Source organism: Paenibacillus sp. FSL M8-0142 (assembly GCF_038597315.1).
Classification (GTDB): domain Bacteria; phylum Bacillota; class Bacilli; order Paenibacillales; family Paenibacillaceae; genus Paenibacillus_AQ; species Paenibacillus_AQ lactis.
This window is the reverse complement of record NZ_CP152008.1, coordinates 3,856,360-3,876,246: the sequence shown is the minus strand read 5'-3', so window position 1 is coordinate 3,876,246 and position 19,887 is coordinate 3,856,360. Positions and strand designations below refer to the sequence as shown.

Sequence of the window (19,887 nt, the reverse complement as noted above, 5' to 3'; positions counted from 1 at the left end):
CTGCTTTATGTACGATTCATCGAGTGCTTAAAATGCCCAATTTCCTTTCAGAAACACAGGCTCTTCACGTCCATCCTCGGTAATGCCGTAGATATCCATTTCGGCCGAGCCGATCATGAAATCCACATGGGTAACGCTCGTGTTCAGGCCCTTCTGAGCGAGCTGCTCTTGATTCATGTCTTTACCGCCCTCGAGGCAGAAGGCATATGCGCTTCCTAAGGCGAGGTGATTGGAGGCATTTTCATCGAACAGGGTATTGTAGTATAAAATGTTGGACTCGGAGATTGGGGACTGGTGGGGTACCAGCGCGACTTCGCCAAGATAACGGGCACCTTCGTCCATGTTCAGGAGACGTTCCAGTGTTTCGTAGCCCTGCTCTGCCGTGAAGCTGACAACCTTGCCGTTCTCAAAGGTAAGCGAGAAGTTGTCCACGATATTGCCGGCATAGCTCAATGGCTTCGTGCTTGCGACCGTCCCGTTGACACCGGTCTTCAGCGGCGCTGTAAACACTTCTTCCGTCGGCATATTCGCAACAAAGGAATGGCCGCGCTCATTGATGCTGTCGCCTTGCGCCCAAATATGACCCTCCGGCAGTTCAATGGTGAGATCCGTACCCGGCGCGACGTAATGGAGCTTCTTGTACCTCTTAGCATTCAGCACGGAGGACTTTTGCTCCAGCACAGCCAAATGCTTGTTCCAAGCTTCTACAGGATTCTCCTGGTCCACGCGGACCGTATGGAAGATGGCATCCCACAGCTTCTGTACTTGCTCCGATTCAGGAACATCCGGGAAAACTGCGGCTGCCCATGCTGGCGACGGAATCGCGATCAAACACCAGCTGAATTTATCAGCTTGCTGGTAAGCACGGTATTTCTTCATTGCCTCGCCGCGAGTTTTGTAGAAATTCGCGATTCGCTGCGGGTCAATTCCGCTCAGCAGGTCCGGATTCTCCGACAGCACGTGCAGAATAGCGGCACCGTTCTCGACAAGCTCCGTCAGCTCCCCGGCATACCATTTTGGCGCTTCGGTGAACACGTCATCGGCTGCCTTCTCGAATTGTAGACGAGTGATGGCTTCATCGTTCCACATGATCTTTACCAGGCGCGCACCTGCTTCATATGCCTTCTCGGCAATCAAACGGGTAAAATCGGCGGCTTCTACAGGGGCATGCACGACCAAAGTTTGCCCTTCCTGTATGTTAACCCCAACCTTTACGGCCAGCTCGGCATACTTGTGGAGTGATGTATTCAAATCGGACATTTGGTACCCTCCATTGCGAAAATTAATTTTAACACTCATATTATATACTAGACCAAGCATCATATGAAAAACAATAATCAGGAGCAAATAAAAGTGATATACTAAAATTCTATGATGAGTCATCATCGGATAACCGAAGGAGAGTGAAACACATGTCACAAGTCCGGATTGAACGTGCGGACATGAAACGTGATGAAGAGGATCAATTCGTGGGATACACCGTGTTTTCCATAGATGGACATGCAGCATCCTATGAGATTACATTCCTGAGCAAGAACGGCCGGGATTGGGATTACAGCCTGAACTTTGCGGCCGAGCCCGGGCTTGAAGAGCAATTCCTGCAGGTGGATGAACGTCTTGAAGAGGACGACGAGCTTTTTGACGATCTGTTGGACGCCGCGATTGATGCGGGCAATTTCGATGACGCATCGGAATGAAGCATTGCCGTTCCCGGGTAATTCACCGTTAGCCGTTTGAAATTCTTGACGATGAGAAACAACAAACCGTACACTTCCGGTTCATGAGGAGGCGTACGGTTTGTTTTTCGCGTGTACGAAGGCAAATGACTTCAGCCGTCTAACCGATTGTGATACGGCCTTCCGGGTGCCGGTACAGCTCTTTGCTGTTCTTTCTGCTGATCGCATACGCCAGTGTCAGCGGCCCAAGACGGCCCAGGAACATGAGTAATGCGATCGTGATTTTTCCGATCCCGGACAGCTCGCCGGTGAGGCCCATGGATAATCCGACGGTACCGAATGCCGAGACGGCTTCGAACAATATTCGCAGAAATTCGCCGGATTCGGTGATGGACAGGAACATTGAAGCACCGACAAGGAGCAGCAGGGACAGAATGGTTAGCGTAACGGAACGGTAAACAACGGCTTGTGAAATTCGGTGCCGGTAGAGGACCACATCGCGTTTCCCCTGAATCATCGTAATGACCGCGCCGATCAGAACCGCAAACGTTGTTACTTTGATGCCTCCGCCGGTTGAACCCGGGGCAGCTCCAATGAACATGAGCAAGATCATGAAGAATTGGGTCGACTGCTCCAAGCTTGCAATATCGAGCGTGCTCACGCCACCTGAGCGCGGCGTAATGGACTGAAAGATGGCGGCCATCCATTTCGCCGGGTACGATAACGGACCAAGTGTCTTCGCATTATGATATTCCAGCACGAAAATCATGAGGGCTCCGATGACGATCAGGAGTGAAGTGACGGTCAATACCACCTTGGAATGCAGCGACAGCTTCCGGCACTTCGGATATTCAATCAGGTCGAAAATGACGATAAACCCGATGCCTCCGAGAAAAATCAGCACCATCAATACAATATTGACGAACGGATCTGTCACGTAGCTGGCAAACCCGGCAAAGGGTCCGTGAATTTGGCTCATGAGATCAAATCCGGCATTATTGAATATGGAAATACTTTGAAATATACCGAAATAGGCAGCCTCGGATAGCGGCATCATCGATGAGAACCGCAGTGTCAGCAGGAGAGCGCCGGTGCCTTCGATGATCAAGGTGTAGATCAGAACCCGGCGAATCAGATCGACGATACCCTGGATTTGATATTGTCCCATGGCCTCTTGAAGAATCATTCTTTCCCTCAGCGAGATTCGCCGGTTAAACATCAGGGCGACCCAGGTTGCAGAGGTCATGAATCCCAAGCCTCCAAGCTGAATCAGCAGAAGCATGACGACTTGTCCGAATCCGGACCAGTGCAAGCCGGTGTCTACGACCGCCAGGCCGGTTACGCTGATGGAGGATACGGCCGTAAAGAAAGCATCGATGATGGGCGTCGATGTTCCGTCTGCCGTTGAAATTGGAAGCTTAAGTAAAAACGTACCCAACAAGGTGATCGCCGCAAACCCGATCGCAAGAAATTTTGGCGGGGTCATTTGGTTTCGCAGATCTTTCTTTTTCATTCCCTTTTGATCCTTTGCATGTAAAATAATATTGAAATCTTTCTCTAATATAACACGAAAGGTGAATCATACAACTAACATGAAGGCAGACAGAGCACCTATCCCCGTATTCATCCCTTTATTTATAGGCATTATTGCCATTTCATTCTCTTCCATTTTTGTGAAATGGTCCGACAGTCCTGTATCCGTCCAGGCCATGTACCGCCTGATGATCACAGCGATCATGATGCTGCCCTTTGCGGGCAAGTATGCGGGCGATGCCAGATCGTTAAAGCGCTCGGAATGGGGGCTCTTGGCTCTCTCTGCTGCGATGCTGGCCCTTCATTTTCTATTGTGGATGGGCTCCTTGCAGTGGACCAGCGTCGCGAGTTCCACGATCATTTTAGCGCTTCAGCCGGTATTTGTCATGATTGGAGCGTACTTATGGTTCAAGGAGAGAACCTCGCTCGGAGCGCTGTTTGGGATGTCGATTGCATTCCTGGGCGTATTTCTGCTGATCGGCAGCAGCGGCTTCGGCGGACAGGAAGGACATTTCAAAGGCGATCTCATGTCTCTTCTCGGTACGGCTGCCGTTGCGGTCCATATGCTGCTCGGACAGCTTCTGCTAAGACGTCTTCCTTCCTTTCTGTACAGCTGGCTCGTGTTTGTGATGGCGTCACTAATTCTTGCCGTCTATAACCTGATTCAAGGCTATTCCTTTACCGGATACTCGGGCAGGGAGTGGGGAATCTTCCTGCTGCTTGCCATCGTGCCCACGGTCTTCGGGCATTTGCTGTTCAATTGGCTGATGAAGTTTGCATCGGCTTCAACCGTGTCCATGAGCGTGCTGGGGGAGCGGGTTGGAGCAAGCGTGCTGGCTTTTCTTATCCTTCACGAAACGATGTATCCGCTGCAGGCTGCCGGCGGAGCGCTTGTGCTGCTTGGGCTTATTCTGTTTTTGCGGGTCGGAGCATCCCCTAAGCGTCCGAAAGAGTTTGAGCAGAAGGGAGCGGCTTAAAAGCGCTTCGCCTCTTGCTGCCGACTAGTTACGAGTGTAATGGCGCACACTGAGATTATATTGCCCGATGCCATATATTTGTTCGCAGGGGCTGCGGACGGTCAAAGGAGAATCTTGCGTGTGAAAGCTGTTACCTATCAAGGCCGGCATAACATCAAAGTCAAAGAAGTGAAGGATGCATCGCTTCTCCGCAGGGATGACATCGTGATCCGGGTTACAACGACGGCCATATGCGGCTCGGATTTGCATTTGTACAATGGCGAGCTCAGACAGATGACCGATGATTATATTATCGGGCATGAACCGATGGGCATTGTTGAAGAGATCGGGCCCGAAGTCGGCAAAGTGAAAAAAGGGGACCGCGTCGTCATCCCGTTCGTCGTCTCTTGCGGGAAGTGCCTATACTGCCTGAACCAATTGGAAAGCCAATGCGATTATGCCAATGACGCGAGGGACACCGGAGGCTTCTTCGGCTACAGCAGCGCTTTTGGCGGTTTTCAGGGCGCGCAGGCTGAGCTTCTGCGGGTCCCCTACGGAAACTTCATGCCATTTGTCATCCCGCCGAGCGCCGAAATCGAGGATGAGAAGCTGCTGATGCTATCCGACGCGCTGCCGACGGCACTATGGAGCGTGGAGAATGCCGGCGTGATGCCTGGCGATACGGTTGTTGTCCTCGGATGCGGTCCTATCGGTTTGTTAACCCAGAAGTTTGCCTGGCTCAAAGGCGCCGAGCGTGTCATTGCCATTGACCATGTAGATTACCGACTTGAGCATGCCAAACGGACGAACCTTGTGGAAACCTACAATTTTCAAAGCTTCAAGGAGATCGAAGGGTATATCCGGGAAATTACCAAGGGCGGGGCCAGAATTGTCATCGACTGCGTTGGTTTGGATGCCAAACGGACGGGGCTGGAGATGGTAGGCACGTTGATGATGGTGCAGGGAGGGTCACTCGGAGCATTCCGGATGGCAGCCGGCATGGTCCGCAAATTCGGGACGATTCAGCTGACCGGGATTTACGGGCTGAAGTATAGCGCATTCCCGCTTGGTCAGCTGTTCGAACGGAATATTACCCTGAAGATGGGGTTGGCTCCCGTGACTCACTACATTCCGGTGATCTATCAGATGCTGAAGGACGGAATCGTCGACCCTTCGGATATCATTACGCACCGGCTGCCAATTGATAAAGCTCCGCATGCGTATGACATTTTCAATGAGCGCAAGGACGGATGCATTAAAGTCCTATTAAAGCCTTGACGGTGCGAGACCTGCGGGACCGGAGGACCGAAGGATATAGAAGATTTGAAAATGCTGCGTTTCGACAGATTCCCAATCTGATCGAAGCGCTTTTTTGTGCGAAGCGAAAAGAAATAAGGCCGTTGACAGAATGTTTGGAAGTATTATAGTTATTAGAAAAAGAAATGGGAGTAGGAGAGGGATCACCAACATGAGCATCAGATACAGCGAGCTCACGCCGGATGCGGCAGAGCACTCGTTTCTGCAGGGGGTTAAAGACTGCATTCCGACCTTGCTCGGATATTTAAGCATCGGCTTTGCAGCGGGGGTCGTTGAGCGCACGGCAGGCTTCAGCCTGCTTGAGATTGCGCTGATATCGCTCCTGCTGTATGCAGGTTCAGGACAATTTATCGCGGCCGGCATGGTTGCCGCAGCTAGTCCGGTCATCTCGATTATTGTGACCATTTTTTTTGTGAATGCGAGGCATTTTCTCCTTAGCGCGGCCCTAGCGCCCTATTTCAAAGGCTTGTCGCTAGGAAAGAGCTTCTTCATCGGATCCCTGCTGACAGATGAAACCTTCGGAGTGGCATCGGCGAAGGCGGTCGAGGAGAAGAGACTGGGTTATAAGTGGATGGTCGGGCTTAATATAACCGCTTATCTGTTCTGGTGCGCAGCGAACGTTGCTGGTGGATTGGTCGGAGAGTGGATACCGAATCCGGAGCGGTACGGGCTGGATTTCGCGTTGCCGGGCATGTTCATCGGCCTTCTGGCGCTGCAGCTGATCAGTCGCAAGAAGTATAAGCTGGATTTGCTGGTTGTTGTCGTTTCAGTGCTTGCCGTCATGGCAGCAAGCACAATCGTGCCTGGCAGCGCTGCGGTAATTATCGCGATTATGGCCGCGGCTACGGCGGGATTGGCGGTGGAACGATGGAAATAAGATGGCATATCGCTCTTCTCATTATCGGCTCAGCCGTGGTCACGCTTATACCGCGTGTGCTGCCGCTTATGATTCTTAGCAAGCTCCGTATCCCCGAGTTGGCGATCCGTTGGCTCGACCATGTGCCGATCGCCGTGATGTCCGCGCTGCTTGCCTCAGAGCTGCTGCTTTCGGACGGCCGGGTTGATCCCGGCAGCCATTTGCTTGAGCTGATCGCCGCTGTGCCTGCTTTTCTTACCGCCTTTTTGACAAAGAGCTTGTTCGCCACGGTGGTGGTCGGCATTCTATCCTTGGTAGTGCTACGACTGATCGTTTGATATCAAGCGCTCACCAAGTCACAACAGCTATTCTTGTCTGCCGGACAGCAGACAGGAATAGCTGTTTTTATATGAAACAGGGATGAATTGGTCTAATGTCAGGGGACAGGGGTCCTAGCGGACAGCGGAGGCGCTGCATATGGTGTACTAACCCATGATGTGTTAACACGAGGAAAGAAACAAGGCAGAAGGAGGAGAGACGGGGGATGATGCCGACGGTTACGATAGTCGTACCTTTCTATAACTGCCCGTATATACAGCAAGCACTGGATAGCGCGGTCCAACAAACGTATCCCGCGGTTGAAATCATCGTGGTGGACGACGGGTCGACGAGTCACGCAGATCTGATCGCTCCTTACACGAACAGGGTCTACTATATGGGGAAAAGCAACGGGGGGACGGCCAGCGCCTTAAATCACGGAATTTTGCATGCTTCGGGAGAATACATTGCTTGGCTCAGCTCGGATGACCGGCTGGTTCCCCAAAAGGTCGAGCGACAGATGGCGTTCATGTTGAGCCGGGGGCTCGATATCAGCTACACTGGTTTTTCCTTAATCAATGAGTATACCCACATGATCAAGCCCTATGAGGGAATCCCGATGGCCAGCACAGCCGATCTATGCCGCAAGTTCATCTATTCCAATCCCATCAACGGATGCACCGTTATTGCGAAAAAAGACTGGTTCCTCCGAGTAGGCATGTTCAACGAGCATCTTCGTTACACCCATGATTACGACTTGTGGATTCGACTATTAATGAGCGGCGCGGCCTTCGGCTTCTTACCGGATATGCTTACGCTGTACCGCGTGCATTCACAAATGGGAACGCTGCGTTATAACGCGACGATTGCAAAGGAATATGAAATGGTCAAAAACAATTATCGGGGCATTCTTGAGCATCTTGCTCGGAAGCACGGCGGATAGCGGGGGATACGATGAAGATTTTGCTTGCAACCCATTGGCTGGTCCCTCATGTAGGCGGCGTTTGGAACTTCATGCAGCAGCTCAAGTACCGACTCGAGCTGCTCGGTCATGAAGTCGATTTGCTTGGCAACAGTCCGGACTATAAAAAAATCCATATCGTCAACCGAGGACTGGAGCTCTCTAAAGACCACCTGGTGCCTATGCTTGAGGCCAAGCTGACTCCCCAGGCGGCGCCGGGATTGAATCAGCACTTTGCTATTCGCCATTATGAGCTCGAGCGCTATTGCATGGAACTGGCGGCAGCCTACTTCGGGCTGGAGCAATACGACTTGATCCATACCCAGGATATTTTCTCGGCTAGATCACTGGGCCGCGTAAAGCCGAAGCGCACCCCGCTCATTTCCCATGTCCACGGTTCCGTAACACAAGAAATGATCGACTATTACCGGGATCACCCTGAAGCCGGCGTCAACGAGAGCAGCCCGGCTTGGCGTTATTTTCCGGCTGTCGAATATCATGCTGCTATGGGCTCTGACCTGATGATCACGGCAAACCAATGGTGTAAAAACATCCTGGTCCACCGGTGCGGGATCCCGGATTACCGAATCACCGTGTTTCAATACGGCCTCGATGCCGAAGCATTCTGGGCCAAATACCGGGAAGGAAGCACACTGCGGAGACCACCCGGCAAAAAGGTTATTATCTGTCCTGCCAGACTTGTTCACGTCAAAGGAATCCACGTCCTGATCTCTGCACTTGCGATCCTCAAGCAGATGCGCAGCGATTGGGTTTGCTGGATTGCCGGGGACGGTGATCTGCGCAGCCAGCTGGAGGCGCAAACGTACTCGGCTTCCTTGCAGCATGACGTGTTCTTCCTTGGCGAGCATCATAATGTTCCGAGTCTGTTGAAGGAGGCGGATATATTCACGCATACGTGCATTCAGGACAATCAGCCGTTCTCGGTCATGGAGGCGCAGATGGCCGGTCTTCCCTCCGTCGTTTCTTCCGCAGGGGGCCTGCCCGAGATGGTTACGCACGGCCAGACCGGCTTGATTGCCCCGGTAGGCGATCCGCTGGCAACGGCGCAGTTCTTGTATCTCTTGTTGGAGAAGGATGAGTACCGTAAACAGCTGGGGCAGAATGCGAAAGCCTTTGCGCTGCAGCATTGGTCCATGGATAAGATGATCAGCAGGATGCTGAAAATATACGAGGGCGCAATCTTGCAAAAATCGGGATAGAGAGGAGCAGGTGCACGGCATGAACCAGCAGTCTTTTACGGTAATGAGCGATCTGTACAATCGAATCTTCGTTAATCAGGTGTCAACGCCGGAGCTGCTTGTGGATTACACGGTGTGGAACCGGATTCTTCAGTCGCTGCCTAAGGAATACAAGCTGCCGGACGAACCGGTCAATTACGTCTAGCCATCCGCAAGAGCAATGGAAAGGCAGACCATGTTGATCATGGCCTGCCTTTTATACTGTAAACGAAGCGAGAACGATACATAAGCTTTTTCATTAGACGACGAAAATGTCCCGAAATAAAAAGCTCCACCGATGCCTGTTGCTGATCCATATGTCGACGTTCGGCATCAGGACAGGGCATACATGTTTCAAATTCCAGTCCTGCCATTCCAACTCGACGACCGGAGCATGGTTGACGACAAGCACGTGGAATGGGCCTGTACACAGCTCTTTCAGCACAGCTTCCAATTCTTTGACTTCCTCGTAGTTGGAATCCGTTCGGATAAAGAGAATTCGTCCCCCGCTCTCCACGTATTGTAAAAATCTAGCGATGCGCCGGTCATATTTTGCCTTGATTTCAGGAAAAGCGGCAAAATGAGGGGGGAAGTTGTTATGCGTGTAAAAATCATGGTTCATGTAAAGCTCGTATTCCCGGTCCAATACGTTATACAGCTCATCGCTGGCTTGATTGACGAGAACCAAATTCGGGTAAACGAGCATCCCTTGAAAACGATTGCGGAGCATTCTCGAGATTTGAGGCAGCACGGGAGTTCCCATCCAATCAATGGGACCGGCGAACTTGCGAAGGCCGTGTGCCTTCATTTCCATACCCGGTAAGCAATTTGACCCTAGGCTGAATACTGCCGAGTACACGCCCTTGATATCCTGCAGCGTTGCCATGAGAAGACACAGCTCCTTTCATTTTTTGATATTTTATTCTTTCAATATATTAAATGCGGGCCGGAGGGAAGCGGCTTGGACCGGGTGTACCCTTCAACAGAATTGGTCGAACGTCCTCAATGGATTGGCCCTTCCGCCGATAGGTCGTCATACATACCCTGTTATTAATGATCCTTCAATAGCAGGGGGGAATACGATGTCCATCTTTCGATTAGATGCTGCAGAGTACGGAAGTATTGATGCGCGTTATATCCAGTCGGTCGATCTGACGATTACGAACACGGGCGGGGAGGACTTTGACGTATTGATCCACGGGTATTATCCCCATGGCGTTTATTACGTCGGGCTGGTGCATGCCGCAGCGGGGGCTACCGTATTTGTGCCAGATATCACGAACCAAAATATGACATTCAGCTTGCTGCTGGTAACGAACATCAACTATTCATACTCCACGCAAATTACGGTTCATGCCAAAAATCAGGGCCAGCTTGTGGCTGTATTTTCAAAATCCGATTTTTATACGATTGAATAAGGAGGGCGCGACATGAAGGTGCTGTTCGTATACTATGTACCGAGCGGAGGCGTCGAGACATTGAACAGACAGCGGTGCCGTGCACTCCGCCTCGCAGGGATTGAATCTCATTGCCTGTATTATTCCTGGGGCTCGGGTATGCAAAATCCTGCGGACTTTCCGATATATGTGACCCGGAACGATATCGAGATCAAGCATATTTTGGACTCGTGCGGTTTTAATTGCATCGTTGTGACGACGGATCATGCAAGCTTTCCAAGATTCCGCATGCTGGGTTACCAAGGGAAAATGCTGCTGGAAATCCAAGGCTACGGACCAAGGAGCGTTGCCCAAGCACAGCTGACACAAGCCATTCCTTATGTCAATGCCTATGCGGATGGGCTGCTCAATCCGAACACGCCGCATATTTCCGCGTTATTCCGGGATTTATATCCCAACAAACCGCAATTCAATTTCAATAATTGCTTTGATGGCACCGAATTCACATACAGGCCGTCCGGGATTCATGCCAGCCCGATCATAGCGTGGCTCGGGCGCATCGAGGACAATAAGAACTGGCGCGAATTTCTTCATATTGGACATCAGCTTATGGCTCACGTACCGGATCTGCAATTATGGATGTTCGAGGATAATCAGCTCAGCATTCCATCGGAACGCGAGCAGTTTCATGCACTGATCGCCGAGCTCGGCTTGTCCGACCGGCTTACGATCCGTGCGAATGTCCCGAATGCACAGATGCCGTACTATTACTCCATCATCGGGGACTCCGGCGGCTTTCTGTGCAGCACATCGAAGGTGGAGGGAGCGCCGTACGCGGTGCTGGAGGCGATGAGCTGCCGTTGTCCGGTGCTTACGACGGATTCGGATGGTGTCTCAACCTCGGTGTATCATAATGAAACAGGAAAGTTCTATGTTCTGGGGAACATCCAGCATGCGGTACAGGAGGGGCTTGAGCTGATGAGGAGTCCGGGATTGCGTGAGCACATCCGGACACGGGCGAAGAACCATGTGCACGAGAGTTTTAATCCGCATTTGTATGCGATGAACTTTGCATCCATGCTTCAGGCTATCGGGCTGTGAGGGGCGCGAGCACGGCCTGCTTTGTACGAAGTGTCGTACAGAGCAGGCCGGTTTGCATGGGTTTTGGCCGGAATGGTCCGGAAGAACATGCAAAGTGGGTCAGTTCGGGTGAACAATTACTTGATCTTTACGGAGCTCTGAAGGCGGATCACGTCCCGAAAAGGGACTTGTGCGAGAGAAAAGGAGCTCCAAGGGCGCAGCACGTCCCGAAAAGGGACTTGTGCAGGTGAAAAGGAGCTCCAAGGGACTTGCACCGTGACCAATAGCCCGGCTCATTCCACTTCAGGAATCGAGCCGGGCTATTTTTTAAGTGATTACCGTCAGCTCTACCCGCCCGAAAAGGGGCTGCGGAGAAGGGGCTTCGGGCCTTCCTATGTCGGCTGCACCCAGGAATGGTAGGTTTCCGCAATGCCTTCCTCAAGCCGGTAGCGGGGATACCATTCCAGGATCTCGCGAGCTCGGGAATTGTTCAGGCAGCTATGGACGATGTCACCCGGCTTAGCCGGGTGATATTCAATATGGATCGGTTCGGGATGATTACAGCGAATCAACTCGACCAGGTGATTGATCGGTTGGCTGCTTCCGGTGCTGACGTGCAGAATCTCTTGATCGCCATGATGGATGGCTGCGAGATTGGCTTCCACAACGTCCTTGACAAAAATAAAGTCCCTCGTCTGGCTGCCGTCCCCATATATGTGCAGCGGCAGCTTCTGCAGCAGTCGAGCCCCGAAAACGGCAACGACGCCGCCTTCGCCTTTGGGCGTCTGACCCGGACCATATACGTTGCCGTAGCGCAGAATCGTGTAAGTCAAGCCGAAGAAACGGTGATAGAGCCGCACGTAATGTTCGCCTACCATTTTCGATAACGCATAGAAGGAGATTGGCGATAGCGGGTCGGTTTCATGCAGCTCGGGCTTTTCAAGATCGCCATATACGCCGGCGGTCGAAGCGTACACGAACTTTCGCACACCCGCTTTGCGGCATGCTTCAAGCAGGTTCAGGGTGCCCATGATGTTCGCATCCGCGTCCAGTCTGGGACTCTGAATGGATCGCTGCACATCGGCCTGGGCGGCTAGATGAAAGACGACGTCCGGTTTTAACATCGCGATATATTCCGTAGTATGGAGGCTGTTCACATCGGCCACATGCAGAATCGCCTCACTGTGAAGGCGGCCGGGATCACCGGTTGTCAGATTATCTATAACATGAACCTCGTATCCGCGATTAACGAGTCCGTTCACCAGGTGGTACCCGATAAAACCCGCTCCGCCGGTTACAACCATCTTCATGAATGGTCCCTCCAGCCTTATAGTTTAGGATGCTCTATCCTACGCTGAACGGGGCCCTTCCGCTTGAGACAATTGACCCCACATGGAAAGGATTGGGCGGGGGGAGGCCTTGGAATTAGATCGGATTTTACATTCCTGTTATAATGGAGGCTGCACGTTTAAATTCATTTTACAAAAGAGGGATCGAGTCATGGATCGGAATCATGAGCAAAGGTTAAAAATATATATTTTTATGTTTTTGACGTTATTTTTGAAGCTCATCCTATTAAGGGTATTCTTGTTTAACGGGGTGGCATGGGGAAAGGTGCTAACGGATGCGTTGTCCCTTCTGGTCCTGCTCAGTTTGCTGGAGCTGCTTCTCCCGATAAAAGGCAAGAAAACCGCCTATGGGGTGATCAATCTTGTCTTCTCCTTCATTCTGTTTGCCTCGGCTGTGTATAACGTTCATTTCGGGTCAATCCCGACGTATACAGCCATGGCCGGTTTGGGGCAGGTGAATCAGGTGAGGTCCAGCATTATTCCTTTGCTGGAGCCGGCGCATTTTTTATTCTTTCTGGATTTGCTGATCATTCTGCTGGTCATTATTTTTCGGAAAATCCGCTCAAGAACCCATAGAGGACTGCACTTCAGCACACAGCGCTCTTATATTTCCTCGGCCAGATCAGGAATGAGATGGCGTTTGGCCATGGGAGGCATTCTGGTCCTAGCCCTGGTGCTCTCTACTCTGATCGTAAGGAAGGCATGGGGGATCGAGAATGAAATTGTCCGAGCAGAGAATATGGGCTTCATGAACTATCAGGTATCTGCCGTCGTCCGGCAATCGCAGGAGAACCGCGCACTGGCACAAGGAAATCTGCAAGAGAAAATCGGGGAGATCCGGCAGCTGCAGGCATCGTATCCCTACGGTGAAGACAAAGGGAAGCAGCCGGAAGGATTTGGTGCCGCAAATGGCAAAAACCTGATCATCGTACAGATGGAATCGCTGCAGCGATTCCCGATCGGGCAGTCCCTGGACGGTCAGGAAATTACACCGGTTATGAACAAGTTGACGGAAGAAGGCTTGTATTTTCCGCATATCTTCCAGCAGATCGGCCAAGGAAATACGTCGGATGCCGAGTTCGCCGTCAATACCTCCATCTATCCGACGGGCACGGTTGCGATGTCGACCGGCTTTGGCAGCAAGGAACTGCCAAGTCTTCCGAGACTCCTGGGGCAGCAAGGGTATGTCACCAGCACATTCCACGTAAACGATCTGAAGTTCTGGGATCGGAATAAACTGTATCCTGCCCTGGATTTTCAACATTTTTTTGATAAGCCTTATTATAAAAATGATCATTTTAATGACTTCGGCCCTTCGGATGAAGAGCTGTTTCGCGTCGGGATGGAAAAGCTGCTCGAGAACCGGCAGCAGAATAAGCTGTCATATGCGCATATGATTACGGTCTCGAATCACTCCCCGTATACCGTGAAAGAGGAGTACGCGAAGTTGGCCCTGCCTGCAGAGCTAAGGGGAACCCATCTCGGGAACTACCTGCAATCGGTGAACTACTCCGATTATGCGCTGGGCACTCTGGTGGATCAGCTTAAGCAAAGCGGGATGTGGGACGAGACAGTGCTCGTCGTGTACGGCGATCATTTCGGCATCAATCCGGCGGAAGCCGATGCGAATATGATCTCGCAGACATTGGGCATTCCCTACCATGAACGGATTAGCCGCTTTAACATTCCGCTGATTATTCATGTTCCGGGTATGGACAAGGGGCGCACGATTGAACAAGTGGGAGGGCAGGTTGATATTCTCCCGACCGTAGCAAACCTGCTCGGCATTTCGCTGGCGGACGAAAAGTTTACGGCATTCGGCCATGATCTGCTGAATGTGAAGCGGAATGTGATTGGCATGCGTTACTATCTGCCGACAGGCTCGTTCTTCAATAACGACATTCTGTTCGTTCCTGGAGATGGCTTTGAGGATGGGTCCGCCGTATCCATCAAGACGATGGAGCCTGTTGAGGACCTATCACCCTACCGGCAGGATTATGATTATATATTGCAGTTAATGAAGCTGTCGGACGACTATGTCAAGATGCTTCCGAAGCGGGAACCCTGAGTTAAGGGATAGGTAATGACTAAGAGCTGTTTCACGAAGCGTTAAGCGCTTGTGGAGCGGCTCTTTTGTTCGTTCATAAACAACAATATCTCTTAAAAGAACAAGCAGCTTGGGCAGTAGGCAGAGAATAACGGAAAATACATGTGCTCTGTGCAAAGAGCTCAGTATCAGGCAGCACAGAACTGTCAGCACAGTACCTAGCCTCCCTGCATCAGTCCGCTTTGCGTCAACCGCTCTGTATTAAGCCGTGTTTGATTGGGATGTAGCAGCCTATCGAAGGCAGATCCGTGTTTAAAGACAACGCATAAGTATTGTTGTCCCCGCTGATCGTGTGGTATGATTACCCATATTGTCAACCTATAATCGAAGTTTTTAGGTTGACATTCATTTGATTGGTAGAGGAGAAGTGAGAGATGACGACTTCCGTTCAGTTGGATTGGCTTAAGCTGGCAGAGCAAATTGTGCAAGGGTATTCTATAAAGCCGGAAGAAGCGCTGGCGATCCTGCAGAGTGACGATGCAGAGCTGCTGACGGTAATGCAAGCCGCTTACCGGATCCGCAGAGAGTATTACGGCAATAAGGTAAAGCTGAATATGATCGTAAACGCCAAATCGGGGATGTGTCCCGAGGATTGCGGCTATTGCTCCCAGTCAATCGTATCCGAAGCCCCGATCGAGAAATACGCATGGCTGACCAAGGAGAAAATTCTGGAGGGGGCCCGGGAATCGATCCGCCGCAAAGCCGGTACCTATTGCATTGTTGCTTCCGGCCGGCGTCCGTCCAACCGGGAAATGGAGCATGTTGTTGAAGCAGTGAAGGAGATCCGGGCGACAACGGATTTGAAGGTTTGCTGCTGTCTGGGCTTTCTAAGCGAGCAGCATGCGGCACAGCTTGCTGAAGCCGGGGTGCACCGGTACAACCACAACCTTAATACGTCCAAAGACAATTATGCGAATATCACAACGACGCATACCTATGATCAACGTGTGGAAACGGTCAAGCAGGCGGCAACCTCCGGCATGTCTCCGTGCTCAGGCGCCATTTTCGGAATGGGCGAAAGCCTGGAGGAACGGGTGCAGATTGCATTCGCACTGAAAGAGCTTGATGCGGATTCGATCCCTTGCAATTTCTTGAATGCGATTGACGGCACGCCGTTGGAAGGGAGGAAGGAGCTGACTCCGAGGATGTGTCTAAAAATTCTTGCGATGATGCGCTTTGTCAATCCGTCGAAGGAGATTCGGATTGCCGGCGGAAGGGAAGTCAATCTCCGATCCCTGCAGCCGCTCGGATTATATGCAGCCAATTCCATTTTCATCGGTGATTACCTCACAACGTCCGGCCAGGCGCATACAGCCGATTGGGGCATGATTGAAGATATGGGCTTTGAAATTGAGGAATGCGCATTATAAACATGGGTTGACAATTGGCAGGGAAGCACATACTATATACCCGTAGGGGTAGAGAGGCGTGGGAGATAACCATCGCTTGATCTATCGGTTCCTTGGCGAGTATCTGCCAGGTACGAAATAACAATTACGGGGGAGTGCTTCCATGCTGATTGCATTTGCCTTTTTAATAGCGGCCTTCGTCGTTCTATACCGGCGCTATGTGCCAATCGCCGACTTGCAGCTGATGAAGTGCAGCGACCTGCAGCAAGCAAGGAAGGAATGCCCGGATTTGAAGCTGTTGGATGTCCGCGATGTCTCTGAGTTTACGCCGGACCCACATAAAGAAATGATCAATATATCGCTCGGAAGATTGCCTTATGTATGGGAGAAAGAGCTTCGCCCAGGCGATCATGTTGTAATCGTAACACCCAAGCGCTCCGACGGCTTCCTTGCGGCCCGGAAACTGAAGAAAGCAGGGTTTCGTACCCTTTCCTATCTGCAGGAAGATTGCAAGGGTTGTCAATCCGTGCGGCGTCCAACGCTAAATTCATGAAGGTCTGGTCAGCAAACTGATTGCTGACCAGACTTTTTTCAATCCGAAACATACGCTTAATTAACCGGCGAGCTTGAACAGCTGTCTCCATTGGTGCTGGTTTGACAATGATAATCGTTATCATCTAGAATGGAGTTATTATGTAAATCGTATTATTATCAAAGGAGTGCTTTTTGAATATGTTAATTGAAACGAAAACCATCGTCGTAAAAGCCGGCACCTCGCATCTGGTTGTCGAGCGCTTCAGCAAGCCCGGGCCGATTGAAGAAATCGAAGGATTTATCGATCTGAGCGTTCTCGTTAAGAATGCCAAGCGGAGCGATGAGACCGAAGAAGTGATCGTCATGATCCGTTGGGAAGACAAGGAAGCCTGGAAGCGCTGGGAGACCAGTCCAGCTCATATCCAAGGGCACCGCGATTCCCGCGGCAAGCCGCAGCCCGAACATGTCATCAGTTCGAGCCATGCCATGTATGAAGTTAAGGCAACGAAAGGTCCGAGATCTGTTCAACAGGCTTAATTAGATCATAGCTGCATTTGTGAACGAGGAAGCGTATTCGCATACGCTTCTTTTTTTTGTTGATCACGGTCATCTGATCCGGAGATTAAAACGGAAGATATTAGGGAATCGTATGGTGTGGAGATTGTCCTGATTGATTCTATATACGACCTGCAAGGAGGATGCTGGATATGTACCATCTCTACAGTCACAACGACCTGGATGGCGTTGGCTGCGGCATTATTGCAAAATGTGCGTTCGGCGATGGAGTCGACGTGCGCTACAACACGATCAATGGATTGAACCAGCAGGTTGCAAGATACTTGAACCGCTTCTCCTTAGAAGAGCATCCCTACGACATGTTATTCATAACGGATCTGTCGGTAGCACCCGACATTGAGAAGCAGTTGAATCTGTTCGTAGAGGAAGGCGGACAGGTACAGCTTATTGATCATCATAAAACCGCGCTCCATTTAAATGATTATATGTGGGGCCAGGTGACGGTAACGCACAGGGACGGACGATTGGCATCGGCAACCTCCCTGCTCTACGAGTATCTCATTCAACACGGGCATCTCAGCCAATCCGAATCCCTCGATCAATTCGTGGAGCTTGTGCGGCTGTACGATACCTGGGAATGGGAGGAAGCCGAGAAGCCGGAGGCCAAGCGGCTGAACGATCTGTTCTACATGCTGTCCATCGATGAGTTTGAATCGAAGATGGTCGAGCGTCTGCGCAGTGCGGAAGAGTTTTATTTCGACGAGTTCGAAGAAAAGATTCTGGACATGGAGGAGGACAAGATTGGCCGCTATATTCGGCGCAAGCAGCGGGAGATCATTCAAACCTTCATTGATGAGTACTGCGTCGGCATCGTATATGCAGAGTCCTATCATTCCGAATTGGCCAGTGAGTTGGGGACGATCTACCCGCATCTGGACTATATCGCCATTTTGAATATGGGCGGCCGGAAATTGAGCCTGCGGACGATTCACGACCATGTCGATGTATCCGAAGTGGCAATGCGTTACGGAGGCGGTGGCCACTCCAAGGCATCCGGGTGCACGATCACGGAGGAGGTGTACAGGCTGTTTGCAGCCGAGCCTTTCGAATTGGAGCCGATCCGGCTGGATGCGCACCGGAATCAATTCAATCTCAAAGGCTCCGAATCGGGAGTGCTGTATGAGAGCTGGGGAGAGGACCTTGTTTTCGTATACTGCCGGTCCGGAGAATGGATCGTGGAGTGGAACGGGGAGGAGCTGCCTTTTCGATTCGGTTCCTTCGACGAAGCGGAGCGGCACTTGAAGCGGCAGTATGGCGTCTGGCTCGCCCGGGACGATGCATTCGTCCGGATGCTCAAGGATCAGCTGATGCAGAGGCGCTCCGGCGAACGGTTAGCCCTGTCAACCGATATGGAGGAGGAAAAGCTGCTCGAAGAACTATAATTCTCGTGCTCGATTTTAAGGGAGGCTGTCCTATAAGATCTCTAGATCTTTGGGGGGCCTCCTGTTTTTGTTTGGAAAGACACTCCTTATGGCTGGATATAATTGACAAAGCCATCATCAAATGATACTCTTGGAGGTCCTGTTATATTTAGCGCCCTGATAAGGGAAGGAGGATGAATCAATGTCTAAGTATGTGGTCAAAGTAGTATCTTACAAAACGGAATGGTCTCTGGAATTTGAGAAAGAGAAAGACCGATTGCTTAACGCTCTGGCCCCTCACATCGTCACCATCGAACATGCAGGCAGTACGTCGATACCGAATCAAGATGCCAAGCCAATCATCGATATGTACGCGGCCGTACACCCATTGCTTCAAAAACAAGACTATGCAGCTTTGCTTAGCAATTCAGGCTACCGCTTTATGGAGAACGGCATGACCGGACGCTATTTATTCATAAAAGAACATGCAAGGGTGCGCACGCATCACTTGCATATCCTGCCGAAGGAGGGATTTTACGAAAGAAAGGAATTGCTGTTTCGCGACTACCTCCGGGCTCACCCCGATTTGGTCCTGGAATACGGCGAACTTAAACGCATGTTGGCTGAACGGTATCATGACGATCCGGAAGAATACACGAAGGCAAAAACAGCCTTTATCCAGCGCGTTGTTGATTTAGCGCGAACAGAACGGGGACTTCCCCTTGAAAGCGTATGGGAAACGTAAGGTTAGGGCAATCGTAAGACTAGTACTCTTACATAAATGCTACAGGAATCGTAAGATCGGAAATCCTGCAAATGCTATGTCGAAAACGTAAAGACGGAGAAGAGCAGCCCCATGGCTCTCAATATCCACGGGTTTGATCGACAACATAAAAAAACTGTCCCGCCGTAGAAAACCTACGAATGGGACAGTTCCTTGCAGTCTAGATCTATTCTCATATTCATTTGCCGCGCTGCGGCGGACTCCCGTTTAGGAGTACCAGCCCCATACAAAGATGAACAGCGTACCCAGGATGGTCACTAGCGCAACGAAAAGGGCATAGGCGATATTGATGTAGACGGACTTCTTATCCTCGCTTTCTCCGACGTGCATGAAGAGCATAAGCTGAACGGCAGCCTGCAAAACTGCAGTTACCAGCAAAATGGCCATTTTCGATCCTGCCGGAATATCCAGCAGGACGACAAGGGCGACGGCTGAAAGGACGAGGGACGAGATATAACCCGCTACATGCTTAATAGGAAACAGCTGTTTTAACAT

21 protein-coding genes are annotated in these 19,887 nt (G+C 51.1%); 16 read left to right on the top strand and 5 right to left on the bottom strand.

What is annotated here, in order from left to right:
* Window positions 1-27: 27 nt before the first annotated feature.
* Window positions 28-1,260, bottom strand: a complete 1,233-nt coding sequence (locus NSQ46_RS17835; RefSeq protein WP_007130399.1) for an aminopeptidase — start codon at window positions 1,258-1,260, stop codon at window positions 28-30.
* 152 nt (window positions 1,261-1,412) lie between these two features.
* Here NSQ46_RS17835 and NSQ46_RS17830 point away from each other — a divergent pair, with 152 nt between their 5' ends.
* On the top strand, window positions 1,413-1,697 hold the full coding sequence (locus NSQ46_RS17830; RefSeq protein WP_007130398.1) for a hypothetical protein: 285 nt from the start codon (window positions 1,413-1,415) through the stop codon (window positions 1,695-1,697).
* Window positions 1,698-1,836: 139 nt separating this feature from the next.
* Here NSQ46_RS17830 and NSQ46_RS17825 read toward each other — a convergent pair whose 3' ends face one another.
* Window positions 1,837-3,189, bottom strand: a complete 1,353-nt coding sequence (locus NSQ46_RS17825) for a TrkH family potassium uptake protein (RefSeq protein WP_342574210.1) — start codon at window positions 3,187-3,189, stop codon at window positions 1,837-1,839.
* Between the two features lie 79 nt (window positions 3,190-3,268).
* On the opposite strand from NSQ46_RS17825, the gene NSQ46_RS17820 reads away from it, so the two are divergent.
* The 7 genes from NSQ46_RS17820 (at window position 3,269) to NSQ46_RS17790 (ending at window position 9,021) form a co-directional block, all read left to right on the top strand.
* On the top strand, window positions 3,269-4,186 hold the full coding sequence (locus tag NSQ46_RS17820) for a DMT family transporter (RefSeq protein WP_342574208.1): 918 nt from the start codon (window positions 3,269-3,271) through the stop codon (window positions 4,184-4,186).
* 120 nt (window positions 4,187-4,306) lie between these two features.
* The gene (locus tag NSQ46_RS17815; protein WP_342574206.1) at window positions 4,307-5,443 is read left to right on the top strand and encodes an alcohol dehydrogenase catalytic domain-containing protein; all 1,137 of its coding nucleotides are present in this window, start codon (window positions 4,307-4,309) and stop codon (window positions 5,441-5,443) included.
* A 190-nt stretch (window positions 5,444-5,633) separates the two neighbouring features.
* Window positions 5,634-6,359: an AzlC family ABC transporter permease gene (locus NSQ46_RS17810; RefSeq protein WP_342574204.1), complete on the top strand. Its 726-nt coding sequence runs from the start codon at window positions 5,634-5,636 to the stop codon at window positions 6,357-6,359.
* Window positions 6,350-6,676 carry an AzlD domain-containing protein gene (locus tag NSQ46_RS17805; RefSeq protein WP_007130393.1) on the top strand — a complete coding sequence of 109 codons (327 nt, stop codon included), beginning with the start codon at window positions 6,350-6,352 and terminating at the stop codon, window positions 6,674-6,676. Before NSQ46_RS17810 ends, NSQ46_RS17805 begins: the two co-directional genes overlap by 10 nt.
* Window positions 6,677-6,882: 206 nt before the next feature.
* On the top strand, window positions 6,883-7,599 hold the full coding sequence (locus tag NSQ46_RS17800) for a glycosyltransferase (protein ID WP_342574201.1): 717 nt from the start codon (window positions 6,883-6,885) through the stop codon (window positions 7,597-7,599).
* Between the two features lie 11 nt (window positions 7,600-7,610).
* Window positions 7,611-8,837, top strand: a complete 1,227-nt coding sequence (locus tag NSQ46_RS17795; RefSeq protein WP_342574199.1) for a glycosyltransferase family 4 protein — start codon at window positions 7,611-7,613, stop codon at window positions 8,835-8,837.
* Between the two features lie 19 nt (window positions 8,838-8,856).
* Entirely contained in the window at window positions 8,857-9,021 is a 165-nt protein-coding gene (locus NSQ46_RS17790) for a hypothetical protein (protein WP_007130390.1), read from the top strand.
* 93 nt (window positions 9,022-9,114) lie between these two features.
* Here the strand turns inward: NSQ46_RS17790 and NSQ46_RS17785 are convergent, their stop codons facing one another.
* Window positions 9,115-9,741: a DUF1796 family putative cysteine peptidase gene (locus NSQ46_RS17785; RefSeq protein ID WP_007130389.1), complete on the bottom strand. Its 627-nt coding sequence runs from the start codon at window positions 9,739-9,741 to the stop codon at window positions 9,115-9,117.
* Between the two features lie 196 nt (window positions 9,742-9,937).
* Between NSQ46_RS17785 and NSQ46_RS17780 the strand changes: the two genes are divergently transcribed.
* Together NSQ46_RS17780 and NSQ46_RS17775 are read left to right on the top strand one after the other, a co-directional pair.
* Window positions 9,938-10,273 (top strand): hypothetical protein, encoded by a 336-nt coding sequence (locus NSQ46_RS17780; RefSeq protein ID WP_007130388.1) that lies wholly within the window; start codon window positions 9,938-9,940, stop codon window positions 10,271-10,273.
* A gap of 12 nt (window positions 10,274-10,285) precedes the next feature.
* Window positions 10,286-11,353 (top strand): glycosyltransferase family 4 protein, encoded by a 1,068-nt coding sequence (locus NSQ46_RS17775; RefSeq protein ID WP_210095280.1) that lies wholly within the window; start codon window positions 10,286-10,288, stop codon window positions 11,351-11,353.
* A gap of 371 nt (window positions 11,354-11,724) precedes the next feature.
* Here NSQ46_RS17775 and NSQ46_RS17770 read toward each other — a convergent pair whose 3' ends face one another.
* Window positions 11,725-12,642, bottom strand: a complete 918-nt coding sequence (locus NSQ46_RS17770) for an NAD-dependent epimerase/dehydratase family protein (protein ID WP_210095281.1) — start codon at window positions 12,640-12,642, stop codon at window positions 11,725-11,727.
* 190 nt (window positions 12,643-12,832) lie between these two features.
* Between NSQ46_RS17770 and NSQ46_RS17765 the strand changes: the two genes are divergently transcribed.
* The 6 genes from NSQ46_RS17765 to NSQ46_RS17740 all read left to right on the top strand — a co-directional run bounded on the left by NSQ46_RS17765 (window position 12,833) and on the right by NSQ46_RS17740 (window position 19,353).
* Window positions 12,833-14,749: an LTA synthase family protein gene (locus NSQ46_RS17765; protein WP_342574195.1), complete on the top strand. Its 1,917-nt coding sequence runs from the start codon at window positions 12,833-12,835 to the stop codon at window positions 14,747-14,749.
* A 413-nt stretch (window positions 14,750-15,162) separates the two neighbouring features.
* Window positions 15,163-16,158, top strand: coding sequence for a biotin synthase BioB (bioB, locus tag NSQ46_RS17760; RefSeq protein ID WP_342574193.1), 996 nt, complete (start codon window positions 15,163-15,165; stop codon window positions 16,156-16,158).
* Window positions 16,159-16,300: 142 nt separating this feature from the next.
* Window positions 16,301-16,690: a rhodanese-like domain-containing protein gene (locus tag NSQ46_RS17755; protein WP_342574190.1), complete on the top strand. Its 390-nt coding sequence runs from the start codon at window positions 16,301-16,303 to the stop codon at window positions 16,688-16,690.
* A 179-nt stretch (window positions 16,691-16,869) separates the two neighbouring features.
* Window positions 16,870-17,208: an antibiotic biosynthesis monooxygenase gene (locus NSQ46_RS17750; protein ID WP_007130382.1), complete on the top strand. Its 339-nt coding sequence runs from the start codon at window positions 16,870-16,872 to the stop codon at window positions 17,206-17,208.
* 170 nt (window positions 17,209-17,378) lie between these two features.
* Complete coding sequence (locus NSQ46_RS17745) at window positions 17,379-18,629, top strand: oligoribonuclease (RefSeq protein ID WP_028405512.1); 1,251 nt, start codon at window positions 17,379-17,381, stop codon at window positions 18,627-18,629.
* 181 nt (window positions 18,630-18,810) lie between these two features.
* Window positions 18,811-19,353 (top strand): GrpB family protein, encoded by a 543-nt coding sequence (locus NSQ46_RS17740; RefSeq protein WP_210095284.1) that lies wholly within the window; start codon window positions 18,811-18,813, stop codon window positions 19,351-19,353.
* Window positions 19,354-19,599: 246 nt separating this feature from the next.
* Here the strand turns inward: NSQ46_RS17740 and qoxD are convergent, their stop codons facing one another.
* Window positions 19,600-19,887 carry a cytochrome aa3 quinol oxidase subunit IV gene (gene qoxD / locus NSQ46_RS17735; protein ID WP_028405513.1) on the bottom strand — a complete coding sequence of 96 codons (288 nt, stop codon included), beginning with the start codon at window positions 19,885-19,887 and terminating at the stop codon, window positions 19,600-19,602.